General features: G+C 57.6%; 15 protein-coding genes and 1 tRNA gene. 8 read left to right on the top strand and 8 right to left on the bottom strand.

All coding sequences use genetic code 11. The annotated features are described in order from the left end of the window. Positions 1 to 122: 122 nt before the first annotated feature. Positions 123 to 1,577, top strand: coding sequence for an aminotransferase-like domain-containing protein (locus tag ACGS9J_RS21530; RefSeq protein WP_442232788.1), 1,455 nt, complete (start codon positions 123 to 125; stop codon positions 1,575 to 1,577). 1 nt (position 1,578) lies between these two features. Here ACGS9J_RS21530 and ACGS9J_RS21525 read toward each other — a convergent pair. The 3 genes from ACGS9J_RS21525 to ACGS9J_RS21515 all read right to left on the bottom strand — a co-directional run bounded on the left by ACGS9J_RS21525 (position 1,579) and on the right by ACGS9J_RS21515 (position 4,367). Continuing rightward, a tRNA-Sec gene (locus ACGS9J_RS21525) sits at positions 1,579 to 1,673 on the bottom strand. A gap of 101 nt (positions 1,674 to 1,774) precedes the next feature. Beyond that, positions 1,775 to 3,121, bottom strand: coding sequence for an esterase-like activity of phytase family protein (locus ACGS9J_RS21520; protein WP_442232787.1), 1,347 nt, complete (start codon positions 3,119 to 3,121; stop codon positions 1,775 to 1,777). A gap of 76 nt (positions 3,122 to 3,197) precedes the next feature. Further along, positions 3,198 to 4,367 (bottom strand): cyanate transporter, encoded by a 1,170-nt coding sequence (locus tag ACGS9J_RS21515; protein ID WP_442232816.1) that lies wholly within the window; start codon positions 4,365 to 4,367, stop codon positions 3,198 to 3,200. 156 nt (positions 4,368 to 4,523) lie between these two features. Here ACGS9J_RS21515 and ACGS9J_RS21510 point away from each other — a divergent pair, with 156 nt between their 5' ends. Beyond that, positions 4,524 to 5,378, top strand: coding sequence for a LysR family transcriptional regulator (locus ACGS9J_RS21510; RefSeq protein WP_442232786.1), 855 nt, complete (start codon positions 4,524 to 4,526; stop codon positions 5,376 to 5,378). A 49-nt stretch (positions 5,379 to 5,427) separates the two neighbouring features. Here the strand turns inward: ACGS9J_RS21510 and xylR are convergent, their stop codons facing one another. The 4 genes from xylR to xylF form a co-directional block, all read right to left on the bottom strand. Beyond that, on the bottom strand, positions 5,428 to 6,606 hold the full coding sequence (xylR, locus tag ACGS9J_RS21505; RefSeq protein ID WP_442232785.1) for a D-xylose utilization transcriptional activator XylR: 1,179 nt from the start codon (positions 6,604 to 6,606) through the stop codon (positions 5,428 to 5,430). A 193-nt stretch (positions 6,607 to 6,799) separates the two neighbouring features. Further along, positions 6,800 to 7,984: a xylose ABC transporter permease XylH gene (gene xylH, locus ACGS9J_RS21500; RefSeq protein WP_442232784.1), complete on the bottom strand. Its 1,185-nt coding sequence runs from the start codon at positions 7,982 to 7,984 to the stop codon at positions 6,800 to 6,802. Then, positions 7,962 to 9,503 carry a xylose ABC transporter ATP-binding protein gene (locus tag ACGS9J_RS21495; protein WP_442232783.1) on the bottom strand — a complete coding sequence of 514 codons (1,542 nt, stop codon included), beginning with the start codon at positions 9,501 to 9,503 and terminating at the stop codon, positions 7,962 to 7,964. Before ACGS9J_RS21495 ends, xylH begins: the two co-directional genes overlap by 23 nt. 29 nt (positions 9,504 to 9,532) lie before the next feature. Next, positions 9,533 to 10,528 carry a D-xylose ABC transporter substrate-binding protein gene (xylF, locus tag ACGS9J_RS21490; RefSeq protein ID WP_442232782.1) on the bottom strand — a complete coding sequence of 332 codons (996 nt, stop codon included), beginning with the start codon at positions 10,526 to 10,528 and terminating at the stop codon, positions 9,533 to 9,535. Positions 10,529 to 10,894: 366 nt separating this feature from the next. Here xylF and xylA point away from each other — a divergent pair, with 366 nt between their 5' ends. The 5 genes from xylA to ACGS9J_RS21465 all read left to right on the top strand — a co-directional run bounded on the left by xylA (position 10,895) and on the right by ACGS9J_RS21465 (position 16,831). Next, on the top strand, positions 10,895 to 12,214 hold the full coding sequence (gene xylA / locus ACGS9J_RS21485) for a xylose isomerase (RefSeq protein WP_442232781.1): 1,320 nt from the start codon (positions 10,895 to 10,897) through the stop codon (positions 12,212 to 12,214). Positions 12,215 to 12,259: 45 nt separating this feature from the next. Further along, complete coding sequence (gene xylB / locus ACGS9J_RS21480) at positions 12,260 to 13,711, top strand: xylulokinase (protein ID WP_442232780.1); 1,452 nt, start codon at positions 12,260 to 12,262, stop codon at positions 13,709 to 13,711. 147 nt (positions 13,712 to 13,858) lie between these two features. Continuing rightward, positions 13,859 to 15,253, top strand: a complete 1,395-nt coding sequence (locus ACGS9J_RS21475) for an amidohydrolase family protein (protein WP_442232779.1) — start codon at positions 13,859 to 13,861, stop codon at positions 15,251 to 15,253. 100 nt (positions 15,254 to 15,353) lie between these two features. Next, on the top strand, positions 15,354 to 15,932 hold the full coding sequence (locus ACGS9J_RS21470; RefSeq protein WP_442232778.1) for a cysteine hydrolase family protein: 579 nt from the start codon (positions 15,354 to 15,356) through the stop codon (positions 15,930 to 15,932). Then, complete coding sequence (locus tag ACGS9J_RS21465; protein WP_442232777.1) at positions 15,908 to 16,831, top strand: GlxA family transcriptional regulator; 924 nt, start codon at positions 15,908 to 15,910, stop codon at positions 16,829 to 16,831. Before ACGS9J_RS21470 ends, ACGS9J_RS21465 begins: the two co-directional genes overlap by 25 nt. On the opposite strand, the gene ACGS9J_RS21460 is transcribed toward ACGS9J_RS21465, so the two are convergent. Next, entirely contained in the window at positions 16,826 to 17,818 is a 993-nt protein-coding gene (locus ACGS9J_RS21460) for an acyltransferase (protein ID WP_442232776.1), read from the bottom strand. The genes ACGS9J_RS21465 and ACGS9J_RS21460 overlap by 6 nt on opposite strands. A 219-nt stretch (positions 17,819 to 18,037) precedes the next feature. Here ACGS9J_RS21460 and ACGS9J_RS21455 point away from each other — a divergent pair, with 219 nt between their 5' ends. Then, on the top strand, positions 18,038 to 19,285 hold the full coding sequence (locus ACGS9J_RS21455; RefSeq protein ID WP_442232775.1) for an MFS transporter: 1,248 nt from the start codon (positions 18,038 to 18,040) through the stop codon (positions 19,283 to 19,285).

The raw sequence follows: 19,285 nt of genomic DNA, 5'->3' as shown, positions 1-19,285 counted from the left end.
TTTATTTATATGTCACCAATCTGGTGCGAGAGATCGTCTCAAGATGAATGCCTTGCTAGATAAACTACTCTCAAAGTAATCTGTTTTATACGCACAGATCAAAGCGATATGGAGTGGTACAGATGTCGATTGGGCCAACGAAACAGGTAAGACAAAACAGTCTGTACCGTCAGATAGCTGAACAAATCAAGCAGGCAATTCACGCAGGCCTGTTAGCACCCTATGCACGTCTACCTTCGGTTAGAACACTGGCCACCCAGTACAATACCAGTCTGACAACCGCGTTAAAAAGCTTGCGTACATTGGAAGATGAGCATTACGCAGTAGCTAAACCCAAATCAGGTTTTTTTGTTGCACCCCGTCATCATCTGCGACAAAAGAAGCCATCCGTTATTGAACAACCACGTGAGATTGCACCGCTGGATGAACAAACCGAACTGCACATGGCAATGGTGGGTGAGAATTGCCGCGTTCGCCTGGACTTGGCAAATGGTGATAGCTCCCTTTATCCAATAAAAAAGCTAAGTTTAATCATGCGCCAGCTTGGTTACAGTAAGCCATTTTTGCTCGGGGATACGGTAAAGGGTACCGGCTATGTACCTTTAAAAGCGGAAATAGCCCGACGGGCAATAGACTATGGCTGCAATATCAATCCGGATAACATTTTGGTTACTAATGGTTGTATTGAGGCACTTTCACTCTCACTTCGTGCCACAGTAAAACCGGGGGATGTGGTCGCCGTTGAATCGCCCTGCTATTTTGTTTTACTGCAAATGTTGCGTCATCTCAACCTGCGCGTGATTGAGGTTGAAGCGGGTAATGAAGGGTATGTAGATTGCGAAAAACTGGTGGCGCTGTTCCAAAGAAAAGCCGTTAAGGTATTTGTCACTCTTGCCAATGTTAATAACCCGCTGGGGAGAACCATACCAAGCGAGAAAAAGGCCTACATCACAAAGTTGGCAGATCAAAATGATGTGATCATTATTGAAGATGATACCTTTGGGGACATTGCCTTCGGTGAGCAGCGGCCGTTTCCAATGAGGGCCTTTAGTCCCAACGTCATTCTGTGCAGCGGTTTCTCTAAAACCGTAGCGCCCGGTGTGCGTGTCGGCTGGGTGCACAGTAACCATTACCTGCGTAAAATCACCTCGCTGAAATATACCTCGACTATGGGTTCTTCAATATTGCCGCAGGCTGCCATTGCCGAGTTGCTAAGAAACGGCGGATATGACGCCCACCTGCGCAAACTAAGGAGACAGTTAGCCAGCCTGGTGGCCAAGATCCGTCAAGTGGTATTGCGAGAATTCCCTTTAGGAACCAAAGTTACTGAGCCCGAAGGGGGGTATGTACTCTGGGTAGAAATGCCGGAAACCACCCTAAATGTACGTACTCTGTTTATCAAGGCTCGTAATGCCGGGATCGGCATTGCCCCCGGACATATTTTTGCCACGGATGATCGTTACGATCACTGTTTCCGGTTAAATGCTGGGTTTGGTTACAACGATGAAGTTGAACAAGCGATAACGCAGCTTGCGCAATGGTGTATTCAATCACTGACGGGTAGCGAAACGCATTAATTGGCGGAAGATCACAGGAGTCGAACCTGCCCAGGACCGCTGGCGGCCCCAACCGGATTTGAAGTCCGGCCGCCCCACCGGGGACGAGGATCTTCCTTCGGGAGTCAGAAGCAAGAGCCTGATTATAGCGCAGTTTATCCTTAGCGCTAAGAGGGAAATAGCCCGACCTCCGGCAATGGTACCGAAGGCCGGGAGAATTACGGCTTCAACAGATCTTTGACGTCCAGCAGGATAAATTCGTTGTCATCCGCCACGTTCGGCTGGCGGCTGGAGGAGAACGGGAAATTATTATCGTTGCCGACGATGATATGGCTGCCATCCACCACGTCGACGTTTTCAATGGTGAAGAACGGGAAGGTGAGCACGCCGTTGTTCAGCGGTTTGCGCGCTAATTTGTTCGGGTCCTGAATGTTCAGCAGGTCAATATAAGACAGTTTATCAACCGATTTGCCGACGTTAGCGTCAGAGAAAGCGATTTTGTACACTCGTTTGAATTTCGCCACTTGGCTGAAGCAGTTGTCGGTTGGCGCGCCCGCGGCGCAGGCTTTGTCCGGGGTGCCTTCGCCATTATCACGTTCAATCACCAGGCCATGGGTGGCGTCGATCATATTGAAATCACCGATGGCGTTCTGGTTGTCCTCCAGCACGTATTGCCAGCTGCGGCCAGTCCAGGCCTGCTGTTTCACGTCAAATTCCAGCACCCGCAGGTAACGTTTGCCGTCGAGGTTTTCAAACTTTTCGCCATCCCACAGCGCGCCCTCAAGCAACGGGTACAGCTTGCTGCCGTCCGGGGACGCCGCCATGCCCTCAAAGCCCTTGGAACGCGCCACCTGGAAGTTTTGTTTGCCGTCCGGCGCCCCCGGCAGGGTCAGCGTCGGGTTATCCGGCGACTTGACGACCTTGCCGTCCACCTTGGTGTCAAATACCGCCAGCACCTTGCCGTCCAGGTCAGCCTTGATCAGATAAGGGCCAAATTCGTCGCCGATCCACAAAGCATTGTCGGCGAACTGGAAGCTTTCCGGGTCGAAGTCACTGCCGGTCAAATAACGCTGGTCGGTGCTCTCATTAATGATATGGAACGGCACTTTCTGGTCGGGATCGTGCAGGAACACCGTTTTCAGCGGTGTCACCGTGCCATTGCCGAAGTCGATTTTATAGTGATTGAGGTACAGCATGGCGTCCGGCGAATTGGCTTTGCTGCCGAAGCCGTTGTCGGTCAGCACCCAGTAGGTGCCGTCGGGCATGTGCTTGATGCCGGAATGGCCCTGCAAGGGCTGGCCAGCGATCGGCAGGCCGATGCCGGTCATGCGATCGGCGGATTTTCCCGCCACGCTGCCCAGTTCAGTCACGCGCTTGCCGCTGGTGTATTTACCGCTTTGCTGCAAATCGCTGGGAGCGTCCTGTGGCGCAGCGACACTGGATTTCACGGCCAGTAACGCATGCCCGGCCAGCGTCGCAGGCACCGGCTGTGCTTCGGCCCACAGGTTACCGCTCAGTGCCATACAGCCGGCCAACAGTGCCAGACGAGTTTTGGTGATGTGCATGTTTTGGTTCCCTTTTTGTTGTTATCGCCCAGAAGTAAAAGCAACGTCACTATAGGGAGCCGCAATGACAGAAATATTATTCGGCGAACGCCCGTCGGTAGCTGTGCGGATGGAAGCGCCAAGTAATGGCGATAAGTACCACCACCAGCAACGCATGAATTTGCCAATCCAGCACAAAACTGCCGCTGTAATCGCGCAGCAGGCCGGAAATGTACGGCGTCGTCCCCGCCAGCAAGAAGCCGATGCCCTGCATAAACGCCACCAATCGCCCCGCCGCCGCCGGGTGTGGGATATGATCGAGCGCCAGTACCAGACACAGCGGGAAAGCCCCGCCCAGCCCCAGGCCGGAAAGCAATACCCACAGCCACGGCAGCGTCTGCGGCAGGTAGATCAGGCCGATAAAGCCGACCAATTGCATGACCAGCGCCAGCAACAACAACGGTCGCCGATCCACCGAGCGTGCCAGCGCCGGCAATAACAGCGCCCCCACAACCTGCCCGAAGGTCATCAACGCCAAGAGCGAGCCGCTGGCTTGCGGCTGCCAGCCGAGCTGCATGTAATACGGTGGCAACCAGGCGATCAGGCTGGTGTAGCCGCCATTAATCAAACCGAAATAGGCACCGAGCAACCAGGCGCGGCGGCTGAACCACAGGCTCGGCCCGCGAGCAGCACCGGACGGCGTCAGGCGCGCCAAACCCTGGCTGACCGGCCACCAGGCGATCACCGCCACCAGCGCCGGTGCAGCCCACCAGGCCAGTGCGCTATGCCAGTCATGACCGACACTCATCAGCCAAGGTGTGATCGCCGCCCCCAGCCCGCCGCCGCCCATCAACGCCGCCGACCACAACCCGGCCACCAACGCCATCTGCTTGAGGAAGTGATGTTTGATGATGCCGGGCATTACCGCCTGGATCACCCCAATTCCCAGTCCGCCCAGCACGGCGCTGAGCATCAACTGCGTGCTGTCGGGTGCCAGCTCACGCCAGGCGGCGCCCAGGCCAATCGCCAGCAAGCTCAGGACAACGCTGGTGCGTTCGCTGAACAAGCGGTTGATGGCACCGCCTGCCAGCGCCATCAACCCCATCATCAGAACCGGTAAGGTGGTCAGCAGGGCTGCACCACCAAAACTCAGCCCGGTGGCCTGGCGCAGCGTCGGCAGCAGCGGGCCAATTGACGTCAGCAACGGCCGCATATTCAGGCCAATCAGCACCAGCACCCACAGCAGGGGATTGAACCAGCGGCGCATGAAGGGGGGAGCAATAAAATGATTTAACACGGTGTATTCCTGAACTTCCGGGATGAAGAGTGCGGTGTCACAACCTGTACGCCGCAGCGTTGCGTTACTGTAGGTAACGCCGCTAGTATTGGGAAATTAAATAATAAAATAGCCAGCAGTGGGAAAATGAATCGTTACCCGATGTTCAATCCGCAGTTATTGCTCAGCTTTGTCGCCGTGTGCGACAGCGGCAGCTTCACTCGTGCCGCAGACCGGGTATTTTTATCGCAGTCCACCGTTAGCCAGCAGGTACGGCGACTGGAGGAAATGCTTGGCAAGCCGCTGTTTGAACGTTCGTCTCATCAGGTCTTGTTGACCGAGGAAGGCGTCAAGCTGTTGAGTTATGCGCGGCGGATCATCGCGCTGAATGAAGAGGCGCACGACGCCTTAACCGGTATCTGGCGCGACGGCGTACTGCGGTTGGGCATGCCGGAGGATTTCGCGGCACCCACCACTGAACTGCTGGCGGAGTTCAGCCGGGCGCACCCGCACCTGCGGCTGGACGTCACCAGTGGCCTGAGCGCCGATCTGCACAGCGCCTACGCGCGTGAAGAACTGGATCTGATCCTGGTGAAACAGCGCCGCAGCCAGCCGCCGCGTGCCGCCAGGCCGGAGCCGCTACTGTGGCTGGACAGCCTGGCTTTCCCGGCAATTGAACAATCCCCGGTGCCGTTGGCGGTGTTCCCGCTCAATGGCCTGTACCGCGAAGACTTGTGCCAGGCGCTGGATAATCTCGGCAAGCGTTGGCGCATCGGCTACAGCAGTGCCAGTCTGGCGGCCCTCACCGCCGCATCTGCCGCCGGATTAGGCGTTACGCTGTTGCCCGCTAGCTGCCGCTTGCCCAGCCACCGGGTGCTAGGCATCGCCGAAGGGCTACCGCCGATCGACAGCATTGAACTGGCGCTGTATTACCGCGATGGCGCTCCCGCCGCCACCCCGGCGCTGGCCGAACGGCTAAAGGCGTTTTGCGGGTTGATCTGAGAGGGTGTAGCCTTATTCGCTACGTATGTAGCCATTATGGCTACACCTCCTAATACCCGACCTCGCCGTAGCGCTCGCGATAATCCTTGGGCGTCATGTCATAGCCTTTCTTAAACACCGAGTAAAAATACTGCAGCGAGGGGTAACCGCACATCTGCGAAATCTCGTTGATGGTCAGCGAAGTCGCCGTTAGCAGGTTGCGGGCGCGATCCAGCTTCTCCTGATGGATCACATGGTGGATGGTTTCGCCGGTCTCATCCCTGAAGCGTTTCTCCAGGTTGGAGCGCGACAGGCCGACCGCATCCAGCACCTGTTCAACCTTGATGCCTTTGCAGGCGTGATGGCGAATATAATGCATGGCCTGGATCACCGCCGGGTCACGCAGCGAGCGGAAGTCGGTAGAACGACGTTCGATCACCTTCACCGGCGGCACCAAAATGCGCTGCAACGGCAGCTCACGGCGATCGAGCAGTTGGTGCAACAGCTTGGCGGCACGATAGCCCATCTGGCGAGTGCCCTGCGCCACTGAAGACAACGCCACGCGCGACAGGTAGCGTGTCAGCTCTTCATTGTCGATACCGATCACGCACAGCTTTTCCGGCACCGCGATGTCCAGATGCTCGCAAACCTGCAGCAGATGACGCGCCCGTGCGTCGGTCACGGCGATAATACCGGTCTGCTGCGGCAGGGTCTGCACCCAGTCCGCCAGCCGGTTCTGCGCGTATTGCCAATTCTCCGGTGCGGTGGCCATCCCTTGATAGACCACACCCTGATACTGCTCCAGCGCCACCCGCTGGCGGAAAGCATGTTCGCGTTCCTGCGCCCAGCGTTTGCCGCCTTCGCTCGGCAAGCCGTAGAAGGCAAAGCGATTAATACCCTTTTCTTTCAGGTGGCTGAACGCTGCCTCTACCAGCGCCTGGTTATCCGTGGCGATGTAGTGCACCGGCGGGTAATCCTCATCACGGTGGTATGAGCCGCCCACGCCGACGATCGGCACCCTGACGTTATGCAGCAAATGCTCGATTTCACGGTCGTCGAAATCGGCGATCACCCCATCGCCCAACCAGTCCTTGATGTTGTCGATACGGCAGCGAAAATCCTCTTCGATAAAGATGTCCCAATCGCACTGTGAAGCCTGTAAATACTCACCAACGCCCTCGACCACCTGGCGGTCATACACTTTATTGGCGTTGAACAGCAACGTAATGCGAAAGCGCTTTTCGAACATGCGGTATCCCCGGTAGCCCCCAGTGACTGTAGGGGGCGAATGAATTCGCCCGATTAAGGCGGGCGCAGCATGCAGCCCCCCGACATGTCTGGGGATGAGCGAGTGGGTCGCCTGGCTGCAACGTAAAAGCTACAGGGTATTCTCAGCGAGAGCAGCAAGCATCACCTCATAACTGTGACCGCGGGCGCGATTCTTATGCCCGACGCTTGGTGGCGGAGTCCATCCACACCGCCAGCAGTAAAATGGCGCCCTTGACGATGTACTGCCAGAACGTCGGCACGTCCAACATGCTCATGCCGTTGTCCAGCGAGGCCATAATAAACGCCCCCATCACCGCCCCGGCCACGCTACCTATGCCCCCGGCCAGGCTGGTGCCGCCGATCACGCAGGCGGCGATGGCGTCCAGCTCGGCGATATTGCCCGCCGAAGGTGAACCGGCACCCAACCGCGAACTGAGGATCAGACCGGCAATCGCCACCATCAGGCCGTTGATGGCAAACACCGCCAGTTTGGTGCGCTCGACGTTGACGCCCGACAGTCGCGCAGCGTCAATATTGCCGCCAATGGCGTAGATCCGACGGCCAAAGGCGGTACGGGTGGCCATAAATATCCCTGCCAGCATCAACGCGGTCAGGATCAGTACCGGCGTAGGCACCCCGCGGTAATCGTTGAGCAAATAGATAGCGCCGAGCACCAGCAGCGCCAAAATGCTTTGCCGCGTCACGTCTCCGGCCGGTGCCGCGACGGGCAACCCGAGCTGTGCGCGCCGGGTGCGCCGCCGCCATTGCCAGGCGACAAACAACATCAGCCCCACTGCACCGATACCGAAACCCAGCCCGCCCGGCAAATAGCTTTGGCCAATTTGCGACATGGCGCCGCTGGTCGGTGCCACGGTGGTGCCATTGGTGATACCGATCAGGATGCCGCGAAAGGCCAGCATCCCCGCCAGCGTCACGATAAATGAGGGCACTTTGCGATAGGCCACCCACCAGCCGTTCCAGGCACCCAACAACAGACCGGCCAGCAGCGTCACCACGATGGTCAGCGGCAGCGGCCAACCGAACCAGACGTCAAAAATCGCCGCCGCACCGCCCAATAACCCCATCATCGAACCGACCGACAGATCGATTTCCGCCGAAACGATCACGAACACCATGCCGACCGCCAAAATGCCGGTGATCGCCGTCTGACGCAGCAGGTTGGAGATATTGCGCGCGCTGAGATAGGCCCCTTCGGTAGTAAAGGTAAAGAACAGCATAATGACGACTATCGCCGCCAGCATCACAAACACCTGCAAATTGATGGATTTCAGCTTCACTGTCGGTTTTTTCTCCGCCATTACCGGCACGATCGCTTCAGACTGCGTGTTTTTCGACATCTGTTTCACTCCTCAATGCGGCTTCCATCACCTGTTCCTGGGTCAGACCGCGGTTGATCAACGAAGCCTTGATGCGCCCCTGGTGCATCACCAACACCCGATCGCTTAATCCCAGCACTTCCGGCAGTTCGGAAGACACCACGATCACCGCAATCCCCTGCTGCACCAGTTGATTGATTAATTTATAAATTTCCTGTTTTGCACCGATGTCGATACCCCGTGTTGGCTCGTCCAGAATCAGGATTTTCGGCTGCAACAGCAGGCACTTGGCCAGAATGGCCTTCTGCTGATTGCCGCCACTCAGCCGGGCGATGGCCAGCTCAGGCGAGGAGGTCTTCACTTTTAACTGCACCAGCGACTGGCGAATCGTCACCTGCTCCCGTGCGTCGTCGATCACCGTCAGCAGGCCGCTAAAATCGCTCAGCGCCGCCAGCGTCATATTGGCTCCCACGCCCATGACCGGCACGATGCCGTCGCGTTTGCGGTCTTCCGGCACCATGGCAATGCCGTACTGCATCGCCTGGCGGCAATTGTTGATGATGGCCGGCTGACCATTGAGGGTAATGCTGCCCTGCCAACGGCCGGGATAGATGCCGAACAGGCACTGCATGGTTTCGGTACGCCCGGAGCCGACCAGACCGGCAACGCCGAGTATCTCGCCGCGCCGCAGGCTGAAAGAGACATCGTCCACCCGGCGAACCTGGCGATTTACCGGGTGCCAGGCGGTCAGGTTGTCCACTTGCAGGATCACCTCGCCGACCTCATGCTGTTGCTGCGGATACAGCTCGGTTAACTCTCGCCCCACCATCATGGCGATAATATCGTCCTCGCTCATTGCCGCCGCCGGACGAGTGCCGATGTGCTTGCCATCGCGGATCACGCAGATCAGATCCGAGATCGCCTTCACCTCGTTCAGCTTGTGTGAAATGTAAATACAGGCGATGCCGTGATCGCGCAGATTCCCAATGATCGCCAGCAGCGTGGCGGTTTCACTTTCCGTCAGCGAGGCCGTAGGTTCATCCAGCACCAGCAGCCGCACCTGCTTGTTCAGCGCCTTGGCGATCTCCACCAGCTGCTGCTGCCCCAACCCCAGCTCGCCGATCGGGGTGTTGGGATCCACCTCCAGCTTGACCTGCGCCAACATGCGGCGACAGCGCAGGTACATGGCGTCATAATCCATCACGCCATAACGGCGCCATTCATTGCCGAGAAACATGTTCTCCAGCACCGTCATCTGCTTTACCAGCGCCAACTCCTGGTGAATGATGGCAATGCCTTTCTGCTCGGTGTCGCGAATGTTTTTTGCCGCTAATAAATCATCAGAGAAATAAATATCCCCCTGATAACTGCCATGCGGATATATTCCGCACAGCACTTTCATCAGAGTGGACTTTCCCGAACCGTTTTCACCACACAGCGATAATACCTGGCCGGCCTCTAATTTCAGGCTGACATTATCCACTGCCTTCACCGCACCGAACTGCATGGTGATATTTTTCATTTCTAACAGGCTGGGCATTATTTCCTCCGCATTAGCCGCTGTCGGAATTAATTAATGTCGGATTTTTTGTGGAAGCCGTCGGCAATAATAGTGCTGTCAATGTTCGATTTATCCACCGGGATCGGCGTTAATAACCAGGAAGGCACTTCTTTGCTGCCATTATTTAACGTGGCGTTGGTTTTCGGCTGTTCGCCCTTGCCCAGCTGCACGGCAATGCCCGCGGCCTCATCGGCCAGTTTGCTGATCGGTTTATAGACCGTCATGGTCTGGGTCCCGGCGACAATGCGCTTCACCGCCGCCAGATCGGCGTCCTGGCCGGAAATGGCCACTTTGCCCGCCAGGCCCTGTGCGGCAAGCGCCTGGATCGCACCGCCGGCGGTGGCATCGTTGGAAGCGACGACCGCGTCAATCTTGTTATTGTTGGCAGTCAGCGCATTTTCCATGATTTTTAACGCGTTTTCCGGCAGCCATCCGTCGACCCACTGATCGCCCACCAGCTTGATTTTTCCGCCGTCAATCAGCGGCTGCAGCACCTTCATCTGGCCCTGGCGGAACAGCTTGGCGTTGTTATCCACCGGCGAGCCGCCCATCAGGAAATAATTGCCTTGTGGCACCCGCTGCACCAGGCTTTGCGCCTGGAGTTCACCGACCTTTTCATTATCAAAGGAGATGTAGAAATCAATATCGGCGTTATTGATCATGCGATCGTAAGCCAGGACTTTAATGCCTTCCCGTTTGGCTTCGCTGATGACGTTACTCAACACCTGGCCGTTATAGGGAATAATCACCAGCACGTCGACGCCGCGGTTGATCATATTTTCGATCTGCGCCATCTGGGTTTCTTCATTACCGTTAGCGGATTGGACAAACACGTCTGCCCCCAGCGACTTGGCTTTGCTGACGAAGATGTCGCGGTCTTTTTGCCAGCGCTCCAGACGCAGGTCATCGATCGCCATGCCGATTTTGACTTCTTTGCTGAACGCCGGTTGGCTGGCCAGCGCCAGCAGCGCGCAGACCGAAAGGAACACAGGTTTGAATTTCATCTTATATACCTTTGTTATTTAAAGCATAAGGAAGGTAATTGAAATAGGCCGATTACACAGCTTCGAGCAGATTGTTATCGCTTATTTAATATTCAGCAATTACTGATTTTTACCGGCCAATTATGATTTTTGGTTTAATGTTATTTTTATGATGGCGGTCATGCTTTCACGCTGTAAAACAGCCTATCGACAAATAAAAATGAAAGAAGCCTTAAATAAAACGCGGTTAATATCCTATTATGCGATCTGCCGCACATTTAATAATTCTGTGAATTTAAGTGTGAAATAACGTAATTGAGCCGCCTGTCGCAAACTCCGAAGATAAAGCCATCCCGTAACTCGGGCATTGCTACCCAGGAGTCGATAATGCAACCTTATTTTGATCAGCTTGAGCAAGTGCGCTATGAAGGACCCAACAGTAATAATCCGCTGGCCTTTCATCATTACAACCCGGATGAGCTGGTGCTCGGCAAGCGCATGGCGGAACATCTGCGCTTCGCCGCCTGTTACTGGCATACCTTCTGCTGGAACGGCGCGGACATGTTCGGCGTCGGCGCTTTCGATCGCCCCTGGCAGCAGCCGGGCGACGCGCTGACGCTGGCCAAACGCAAAGCCGACGTGGCGTTCGAGTTCTTCCACAAGCTGAACGTCCCTTATTACTGCTTCCACGACGTCGACGTTTCGCCGGAAGGTGCGTCGCTGAAAGAGTATCTGCATAACTTTGCGGTAATGACCGACGTGCTGGAAGAAAAACAGCACAGCAGCGGCGTGAAACTGCTGTGGGGCACCGCCAACTGCTTTACCCATCCGCGTTACGGTGCCGGTGCTGCCACCAACCCGGATCCGGAAATTTTCAGTTGGGCGGCCACCCAGGTGTTCACCGCCATGAATGCCACCCAGCGGTTGGGCGGTGAAAACTACGTGCTGTGGGGCGGGCGTGAAGGCTACGAGACCCTGCTGAATACCGATCTGCGTCAGGAACGCGAACAAATCGGTCGCTTTATGCAGATGGTAGTGGAGCACAAGCACAAAAGTGGTTTCCAGGGCACTTTGCTGATCGAACCCAAACCGCAGGAACCCACCAAACATCAGTACGACTACGATGTCGCCACCGTCTACGGTTTCTTGAAACAGTTCGGCCTGGAAAAAGAGATCAAGGTGAATATCGAAGCCAACCACGCCACGCTGGCGGGCCACTCGTTCCACCACGAAATTGCCTCCGCCATTGCGCTGGGCATCTTCGGCTCCGTCGACGCCAACCGGGGCGATCCGCAGCTGGGCTGGGATACCGACCAATTCCCGATCAGCGTGGAAGAGAACGCGCTGGTGATGTTCGAAATCCTCAAGGCGGGCGGCTTCACCACCGGCGGGCTGAACTTCGATGCCAAAGTCCGCCGTCAAAGCACCGACAAATACGATCTGTTCTATGGCCATATCGGTGCCATGGATACGATGGCGCTGGCGCTGAAGGTCGCGGCGAAAATGGTGACCGACGGCCAACTGCATCAACAGGTAGCAAAACGCTATGCCGGCTGGAATGGTGAATTGGGCCAGCAAATTTTGCAGGGCAAGCTGTCGCTCGAAGCCCTGGCGAAGTACGCTGAAGGCCATGCACTGGCGCCGCAGCACGTCAGCGGCCGCCAGGAACAGCTTGAAAACCTGATGAACCGCTATCTGTTCGGCTAATTGACCCCGCGCGGCGTTCCGCCGCGCATTTAAGGATCCTTTACCATGTATATCGGCATCGATCTCGGCACTTCCGGCGTAAAAGTCATTTTGCTCAGCGAGCAGGGCCAATTGCTCGCCAGCCACGGTGAATCGCTGCCCATTTCCCGCCCCCATCCCCTATGGTCAGAGCAGGAGCCGCAGGACTGGTGGCATGCTACCGATCGCGCCATGCTGGCGCTGGGCAAGCAACACAGCCTGCAGCAGGTAAAAGCTATTGGGCTCAGCGGCCAGATGCACGGCGCCACGCTGTTGGACGCGCGCCAGCAGGTGTTACGCCCGGCTATCTTGTGGAACGACGGCAGAAGCGCCGCACAGTGCCTGGCGCTGGAGCAGGCGGTACCGCAATCACGGCAAATCACCGGCAACCTGATGATGCCGGGCTTTACTGCCCCTAAACTGCTCTGGGTGCAGCAGCATGAACCGCAGCTGTTCAGCCGAATCGATAAGGTGCTGTTGCCGAAAGATTACCTGCGCTGGTGCCTCACCGGCGAATTCGCCAGCGACATGTCAGACGCGGCGGGCACCGGCTGGCTGAACGTGGCGCAGCGTGACTGGAGCGAAGAAATGCTGGCCGCGTGTGGTCTGGCACGCAGCCAGATGCCAACGCTGTTTGAAGGCAATCAGATTACCGGCCAGACGCACACCGAGCTGGCCAAACGTTGGGGCATGCCGCCCGTGCCGGTGGTGGCCGGTGGCGGAGATAACGCCGCCGGGGCGATCGGCGTGGGCCTGTATCAGGCCGGACAGGCGATGTTGTCGCTCGGCACTTCCGGCGTGTATTTTGCCGTCAGCGACGGTTTTCTCAGCAACCCGGCCAGCGCGGTGCACAGTTTCTGTCACGCATTGCCCGACACCTGGCACCTGATGTCGGTCACGCTCAGCGCCGCCTCTTGCCTGGATTGGGTATGTAAGCTGACCAACGTCGACGACGTCGCCACCCTGCTGCGTAATGTTGAACAGGCGCCACCCGCCGCGGCTCCGCTGTGGTTTCTGCCCTATCTGTCCGGCGAACGCACGCCGCATAACAATCCGAACGCCAAAGGTGCATTTTGGGGCCTCACCCATCAGCACGGGCCGAACGATTTGGCTCGTGCGGTGCTGGAAGGCATTGGCTTTGCCCTGGCGGACGGCATGGACGTGCTGCATGCCAGCGGCCTGCAACCGTCCAGCATCACCTTGATTGGCGGCGGCGCACGCAGCCCGTTCTGGCGGCAAATGCTGGCGGACATCAGCGGTCAGCGTCTGGAATACCGTACCGGCGGCGACGTTGGCCCGGCGCTGGGGGCGGCCCGGTTGGCACAGATTGCCCTTAACCCACAGCGCCCGCTCGGCGAATTGCTGCCTGAGTTGCCGCTGGAGCAGGTACATACCCCAGATGCCGAACGTCACCAACAGTACGCCGCGCAGCGCAGCACCTTCCGCGAACTCTACACTCGCCTGCTGCCGTTGATGTAAACCGGGAGGGGGCGAAACACCGCCCTCCTTATCATTGCGAAATCGAATAGTCGCCAGTGGCAAATGTCGCTGCCAACCCACGTGCTCCTCTCCTAAATTGGTGGCTGTCTTTTTGACGCACCTCACCTCTGGATTAAGGAATTGAACGTGGAAAAAAACCAACAACAAAGCCGCAGAGCTTTCCTCAGCCACACCGGCAAGCTAACCACCGCCTGCGCGGTGATCGGGCTGACCGGTGGCGTGGCGCAGGCCGCTGCGCCAACCGGCGCCTCATGCGCCCCACAGAGTGAACCCATGACCCTGACCGACAGCCATTACTGGCTCAGCGACGTCCGACTTGAGGACGGCTTTGAGTATGACGGCGACACGGTGATCGGCACCCGCACCGCGCTGTATCAGCTTGAAATCAAAGACGGAAAAATTGCGGCCATTCACCCGAAGGAGGCGACGCCCCCTACAGGCGTAGCACGCTATCAGGCGCAGGGGCAGTTGCTGCTGCCGGCGTTTCGCGACATGCATATCCATCTGGATAAAACCTTCTACAGCGGCCCCTGGCAGGCACCGCGCCCGCGTCAGGGCAAAACCATCATGGACATGATTGCGCTCGAGCAGACGCTGATCCCCAAGCTGTTGCCCACCTCGCAACAACGCGCGGAAAACCTGATCGCCCTGCTGCAATCCAAGGGCAGCACCGTGGCGCGCAGCCACTGCAATATCGATCCGGTCAGCGGGCTGAAAAGTCTGGAGCACCTGCAACGCGCGCTGGAAAACCACCGAGCGGATTTCAGTTGTGAAATCGTCGCTTTCCCGCAGCACGGGCTGCTGCATTCCAAAGTCGACGGTTTGATGCGCGAAGCCATGCAAATGGGGGTGCAATACGTTGGCGGCCTGGATCCCACCAATGTTGACGGCGCCATGGAGCAATCGCTGGACGCGATGTTCCAGATTGCGCTCGACACCGGCAAAGGGGTCGATATCCACCTGCATGAAACCAGCCCCGCCGGGGTGGAGGCAATCAACTACATGATTGCCACCGTTGAAAAGAACCCATCGTTGCGCGGTAAAGTCACCATCAGCCATGCATTTGCGCTGACCGTGCTGAACCCGAATGAATTGGAAGAAACCGCCAGTCGGCTGGCGGCGCAGCAAATCACCATCGCCTCTACGGTGCCGATTGGCGGGCTGATGATGCCGCTGCCGCAGCTCAGTGAAAAGGGGGTCTTTGTGATGACCGGCACCGACAGCGTGATCGACCATTGGTCACCGTTCGGCAGCGGCGACATCCTGGAAAAGGCCAATCTTTACGCCCAACTGTACCGGGGTTCTGACGAGTTCCACCTCTCCCGCGCCATGGCCATTTCCACCGGCGGCGTGCTGCCGCTGAACGACAAAGGCCAACGGGTGTGGCCGAAGGCCGGTGATAGCGCAGAGTTCGTATTGGTCAACGCCAGCTGTTCCGCCGAGGCCGTAGCCCGCCTGCCGGCGCGCAGCGCGACTTTCCATCAGGGGCGACTGGTCGCCGGCCAGGTCGGCAAAGCCTGATGCTGGTCCGTTGATGCCACCATGATGGCCGTTTTTGGCCTTCTGTCATGCAGGGTAACGGCGCAGTATGGCGCCATACCCCATTGGCGGAGGGCCGAAAATGTCACAGAGCGCTTTATTGATCATCGATGTTCAACAATCATTCCAGCATCGTCCATTCTGGCAGGAAGAGGACCTTCCCGCTTTCCAACTGGCGCTGACGCGGCTGATCGAAGGCTGTCGCCAATTGGGCGTGCCGTTGGTCGATGTCTTCCACGTATCGCCAGAGGGGCCATTTTCCCTGGCCTCCGGCTGGGTAAAACGTCTGCCGTTTCTCGATCATCAAGCGGATGTCACGGTGCACAAACGGGTGCACAATGCGCTGACCGAATCCGGCCTGGACGCCTGGCTGCTCGAGCGGCATATCAAGCATTTGATTATCTCCGGTATCCGTACCGAACAGTGCTGCGAAACCACCACCCGGGTGGCGTCCGATCTCGGCTATCGGGTGACCTTCATCACCGAGGCCACGATGACTTTCCCGATGCAGCATCCCAACGGAGAAGTCTTTACCACCGAACAACTCAAGCGGCATACTGAGACGGTGCTGGTCGACCGCTTCGCCCAGCTCGCCAGCGTGGATGAGGTGCTGGCGCAACTCTCACAGGAGTCATCATGCCGCAGGCCGTCTATTTTCTGATGCTGCCCAACGTGCTGTCGCTGGACGTCAGCGGCCCGGCCGAGACGCTACGTTTAGCCGACGCATTCAGCCTGCACTACATCAGCCCACTGCCGCAGATCACCTGCTCGATCGGCATGACGCTGAGCCGGCTGCAGCCGTTGCCCGCGCAGCTGGAGGACGGGGCTATTTTGGTGGTGCCAGGTGTCAGCAATTCACGCGGCGACTTTGATCATCAGGCGGCTGAACAGGCCCGTCAGTGGCTGGCGGCGCTGCAACCCGATTTGCAACGACAGCGCATCACGCTGGTCTGCGTCTGTTCCGGCGCCCTGCTGGCCGCGCAGGCCGGTTTGCTCGACGGCTACCAGTGCACCACCCACCATGATGTGATCGAACGCATGCGCCAGCTGGCCCCGGCGGCGCAAGTGAAAGAGAACCGCATCTTTGTTGAAGACCGCAGCCTCTACACCAGCGCCGGTATTACCGCCGGTATCGATCTGGCGCTGCATCTGATTAACCGCCAGTGCGGCGCTATCCGCGCGATGGAGATCGCCCGTGAAATGGTGGTGTATTTCCGCCGTTCCGGCGATGACCCGCAGCTCTCGCCCTGGCTGCGTTACCGTAACCATCTGCACCCGGCGGTGCACCGGGCGCAAGACGTGATGACCGCCGAGCCGGAAGCCGAATGGTCGGTGCCGCAGGTGGCGGAAAAGGCCCATGTCAGCAGCCGCCATCTGGCGCGGCTGTTTCGCAGCCATGTCGGCATCAGCGTGCGTGAATACCATGAACAGCTAAGGCTGGCAGTGGCGCAGCAGCGGTTACAGCAAGGATACGGTCTGGAAAAAGCGGCGCTGGCGGCCGGGTTTTCCTCCGGCCGCCAACTGCGGCGCGCCCAGCAACGCGGCTCAACCGCGCTATGACACCAGCCGCCGAGAGTCTATTTTCTGCAACCCCATCGACAGCAGCAGGCTGAGCGCCAACGCCACACCGAATACCCAGAAAATATCCAGTAACGGGTGGCTGGTCAGCTCCAGATGACGGTTGCGCATAAAATTGACGATAATGGCGTGAAAACCGTAGATCGCCAGCGAATGGCGGGAAAAAATGCCTAACCAACCTATCGGCTCGGACAGGCAATTTTTAAACCATACCAACAAGGATACCGCCGCGATAAACACCAGTGGCCCGCAGTAGATGTAGTAGGTATCGGCAAAGTTGCCGTTGATGAACATCTGGCTTTTGGTGCCCTGAACGATCAACGCCACGCTGGACACAAACCCCAGCGCCGCCAACCAACTGACACCTCGCCCCTGAGTTTCCATCATGCCAATCGCCCGGCCGGCCAACGCGTACAGCAGGTAATAAAAGGTATCCCCGTAGATGTACAGATTGACCGGCAGCAGGTGAGCGTTACCCAGGGTCAGCGAGCGGGTATTGGGGTTGGCGATCACCGCCAGTATCACCAGTACGCCGGCCAGATAGCGGCGCGATACCGGCTTGACGTTGATCAGCGGCGACAGCAGATAAATCACCGCAATCGCATAGAAGAACCACAGATGGTAGAACACCGGCTTTAGCAATATGCCGCGCAGCGACGGCCAGAAACCGATTTTGGTGAACGCCGCGATATAAATCAGCGCGATCGCGCTGTAAAACGCAATACAGCAGCCAATACGGATGAAATGCTTTTTGCCTGCGCTTTTCTCACCGAAAAACAGGTAGCCGGAAATCATGAAAAACAGCGGCACACAAACGCGCGACAGGGAGTTCAGCACGTTGGCGATGTCCCAGTTATGTTCGCCCACCGCCACCCCGCTGGTAACGTAATAGGTGGTGGCGTGGATCATCACCACCATCATGCACGCCACCGCACGCAAGTTATCTATCCAGCCAATTTTATTACTCAAAACATCGCCCGCAATATTGTCATTTTCATTTGTTAAACAGAGGTTATATAGCGAAAGTGTGGGTGGCAACCTTGGCGGCTAATATCAGAATGTGCTGAAACAACACCTTGTGATTGCCAAGGTGAACAATTGGCGGCAAAATAGCCGCCACAACTCGCTCAGATTGCGCTCCCCGCCCTGACAGTTCCTTATTTCTTCTTTACTTTCAGTACGATAAATATGAAAACAACGTTACCACCTGCGGCTCGCTTGGGTCGACAGGCGCTTTTATTCCCGCTTTGTCTGGTGCTGTTCGAATTCGCCACCTATATCGCCAACGATATGATCCAGCCTGGCATGCTGGCGGTAGTGGCCGATTTCAACGCCGGTGAAGAGTGGGTGCCGACCTCAATGACCGCCTATTTGGCCGGCGGTATTTTTCTGCAATGGCTGCTGGGGCCATTGTCGGATCGCCGCGGCCGTCGTCCGGTGATGTTGGCCGGCGTGGCATTCTTTATCGTCGCCTGTCTGGCTATTTTGCTGGTGACCAGCATCGAACAATTTATCTTTATGCGTTTTCTGCAGGGGATTGGCCTGTGCTTTATCGGCGCGGTGGGCTACGCCACGATACAGGAGTCGTTTGAAGAGTCGGTGTGCATAAAAATCACCGCGCTGATGGCTAACGTGGCGTTGATCGCCCCGCTGCTCGGGCCGCTAGCCGGTGCAGCGCTGATCCACGTCGCGCCGTGGCAAAGCATGTTCGTGCTGTTCGCCGCGCTGGCGGCGTTTGCCTTTTACGGCCTGTGGAAAGCGATGCCGGAAACCGCTTCGCTGCAGGGTGAGAAATTCTCGGCCGCCAACCTGTGGCGTGACTATCGCCAGGTGCTGTCCAACCGCCGATTTATCTGCGGTGCGCTGGCTATCGGTTTCGCCAGCCTGCCGCTGCTGGCCTGGATTGCCCAATCGCCGGTGATCCTGATCAGCGGCGAGTCGCTGTCGACGCTGGACTACGGTCTGCTGCAAATTCCCGTGTTCGGCGCACTGATCCTCGGTAACCTGACGCTGGCTCGCCTGACCGGCAAGAACAGCGTAGCGCGCCTGATCAAGCTGGGCGCAGGACCGATGATGTTGGGCCTGCTTATTGCGGCGCTGGCCACGTTATTCTCCAGCCACGCCTACCTGTGGATGACCGCAGGTCTCAGCCTGTACGCCTACGGTATCGGGCTGGCCAACGCCGGGCTGTATCGCCTGACGCTGTTCTCAAGCAACGTCAGCAAAGGCACGGTCTCCGCCACCATGGGCATGCTGAGCATGATGGTGTTCACCGTCGGTATCGAGCTGGCAAAAGTGGCTTACGTGTGGGGCGGAAGCGGGCTGTTCAATCTGTTCAACCTGCTGAGTGGCCTGTGCTGGCTGACCCTGGTGGCGCTGTTCCTCAGCAAGCGCCGCAGCGGCGATGCAACGCCGACGCCTAACGCCGCGTTATAA

It is taken from the genome of Serratia quinivorans, assembly GCF_052113645.1.
In the GTDB taxonomy this organism is placed as follows: Bacteria; Pseudomonadota; Gammaproteobacteria; order Enterobacterales; family Enterobacteriaceae; genus Serratia; species Serratia quinivorans_B.
This window is presented reverse-complemented; position numbering and strand designations above follow the sequence as displayed.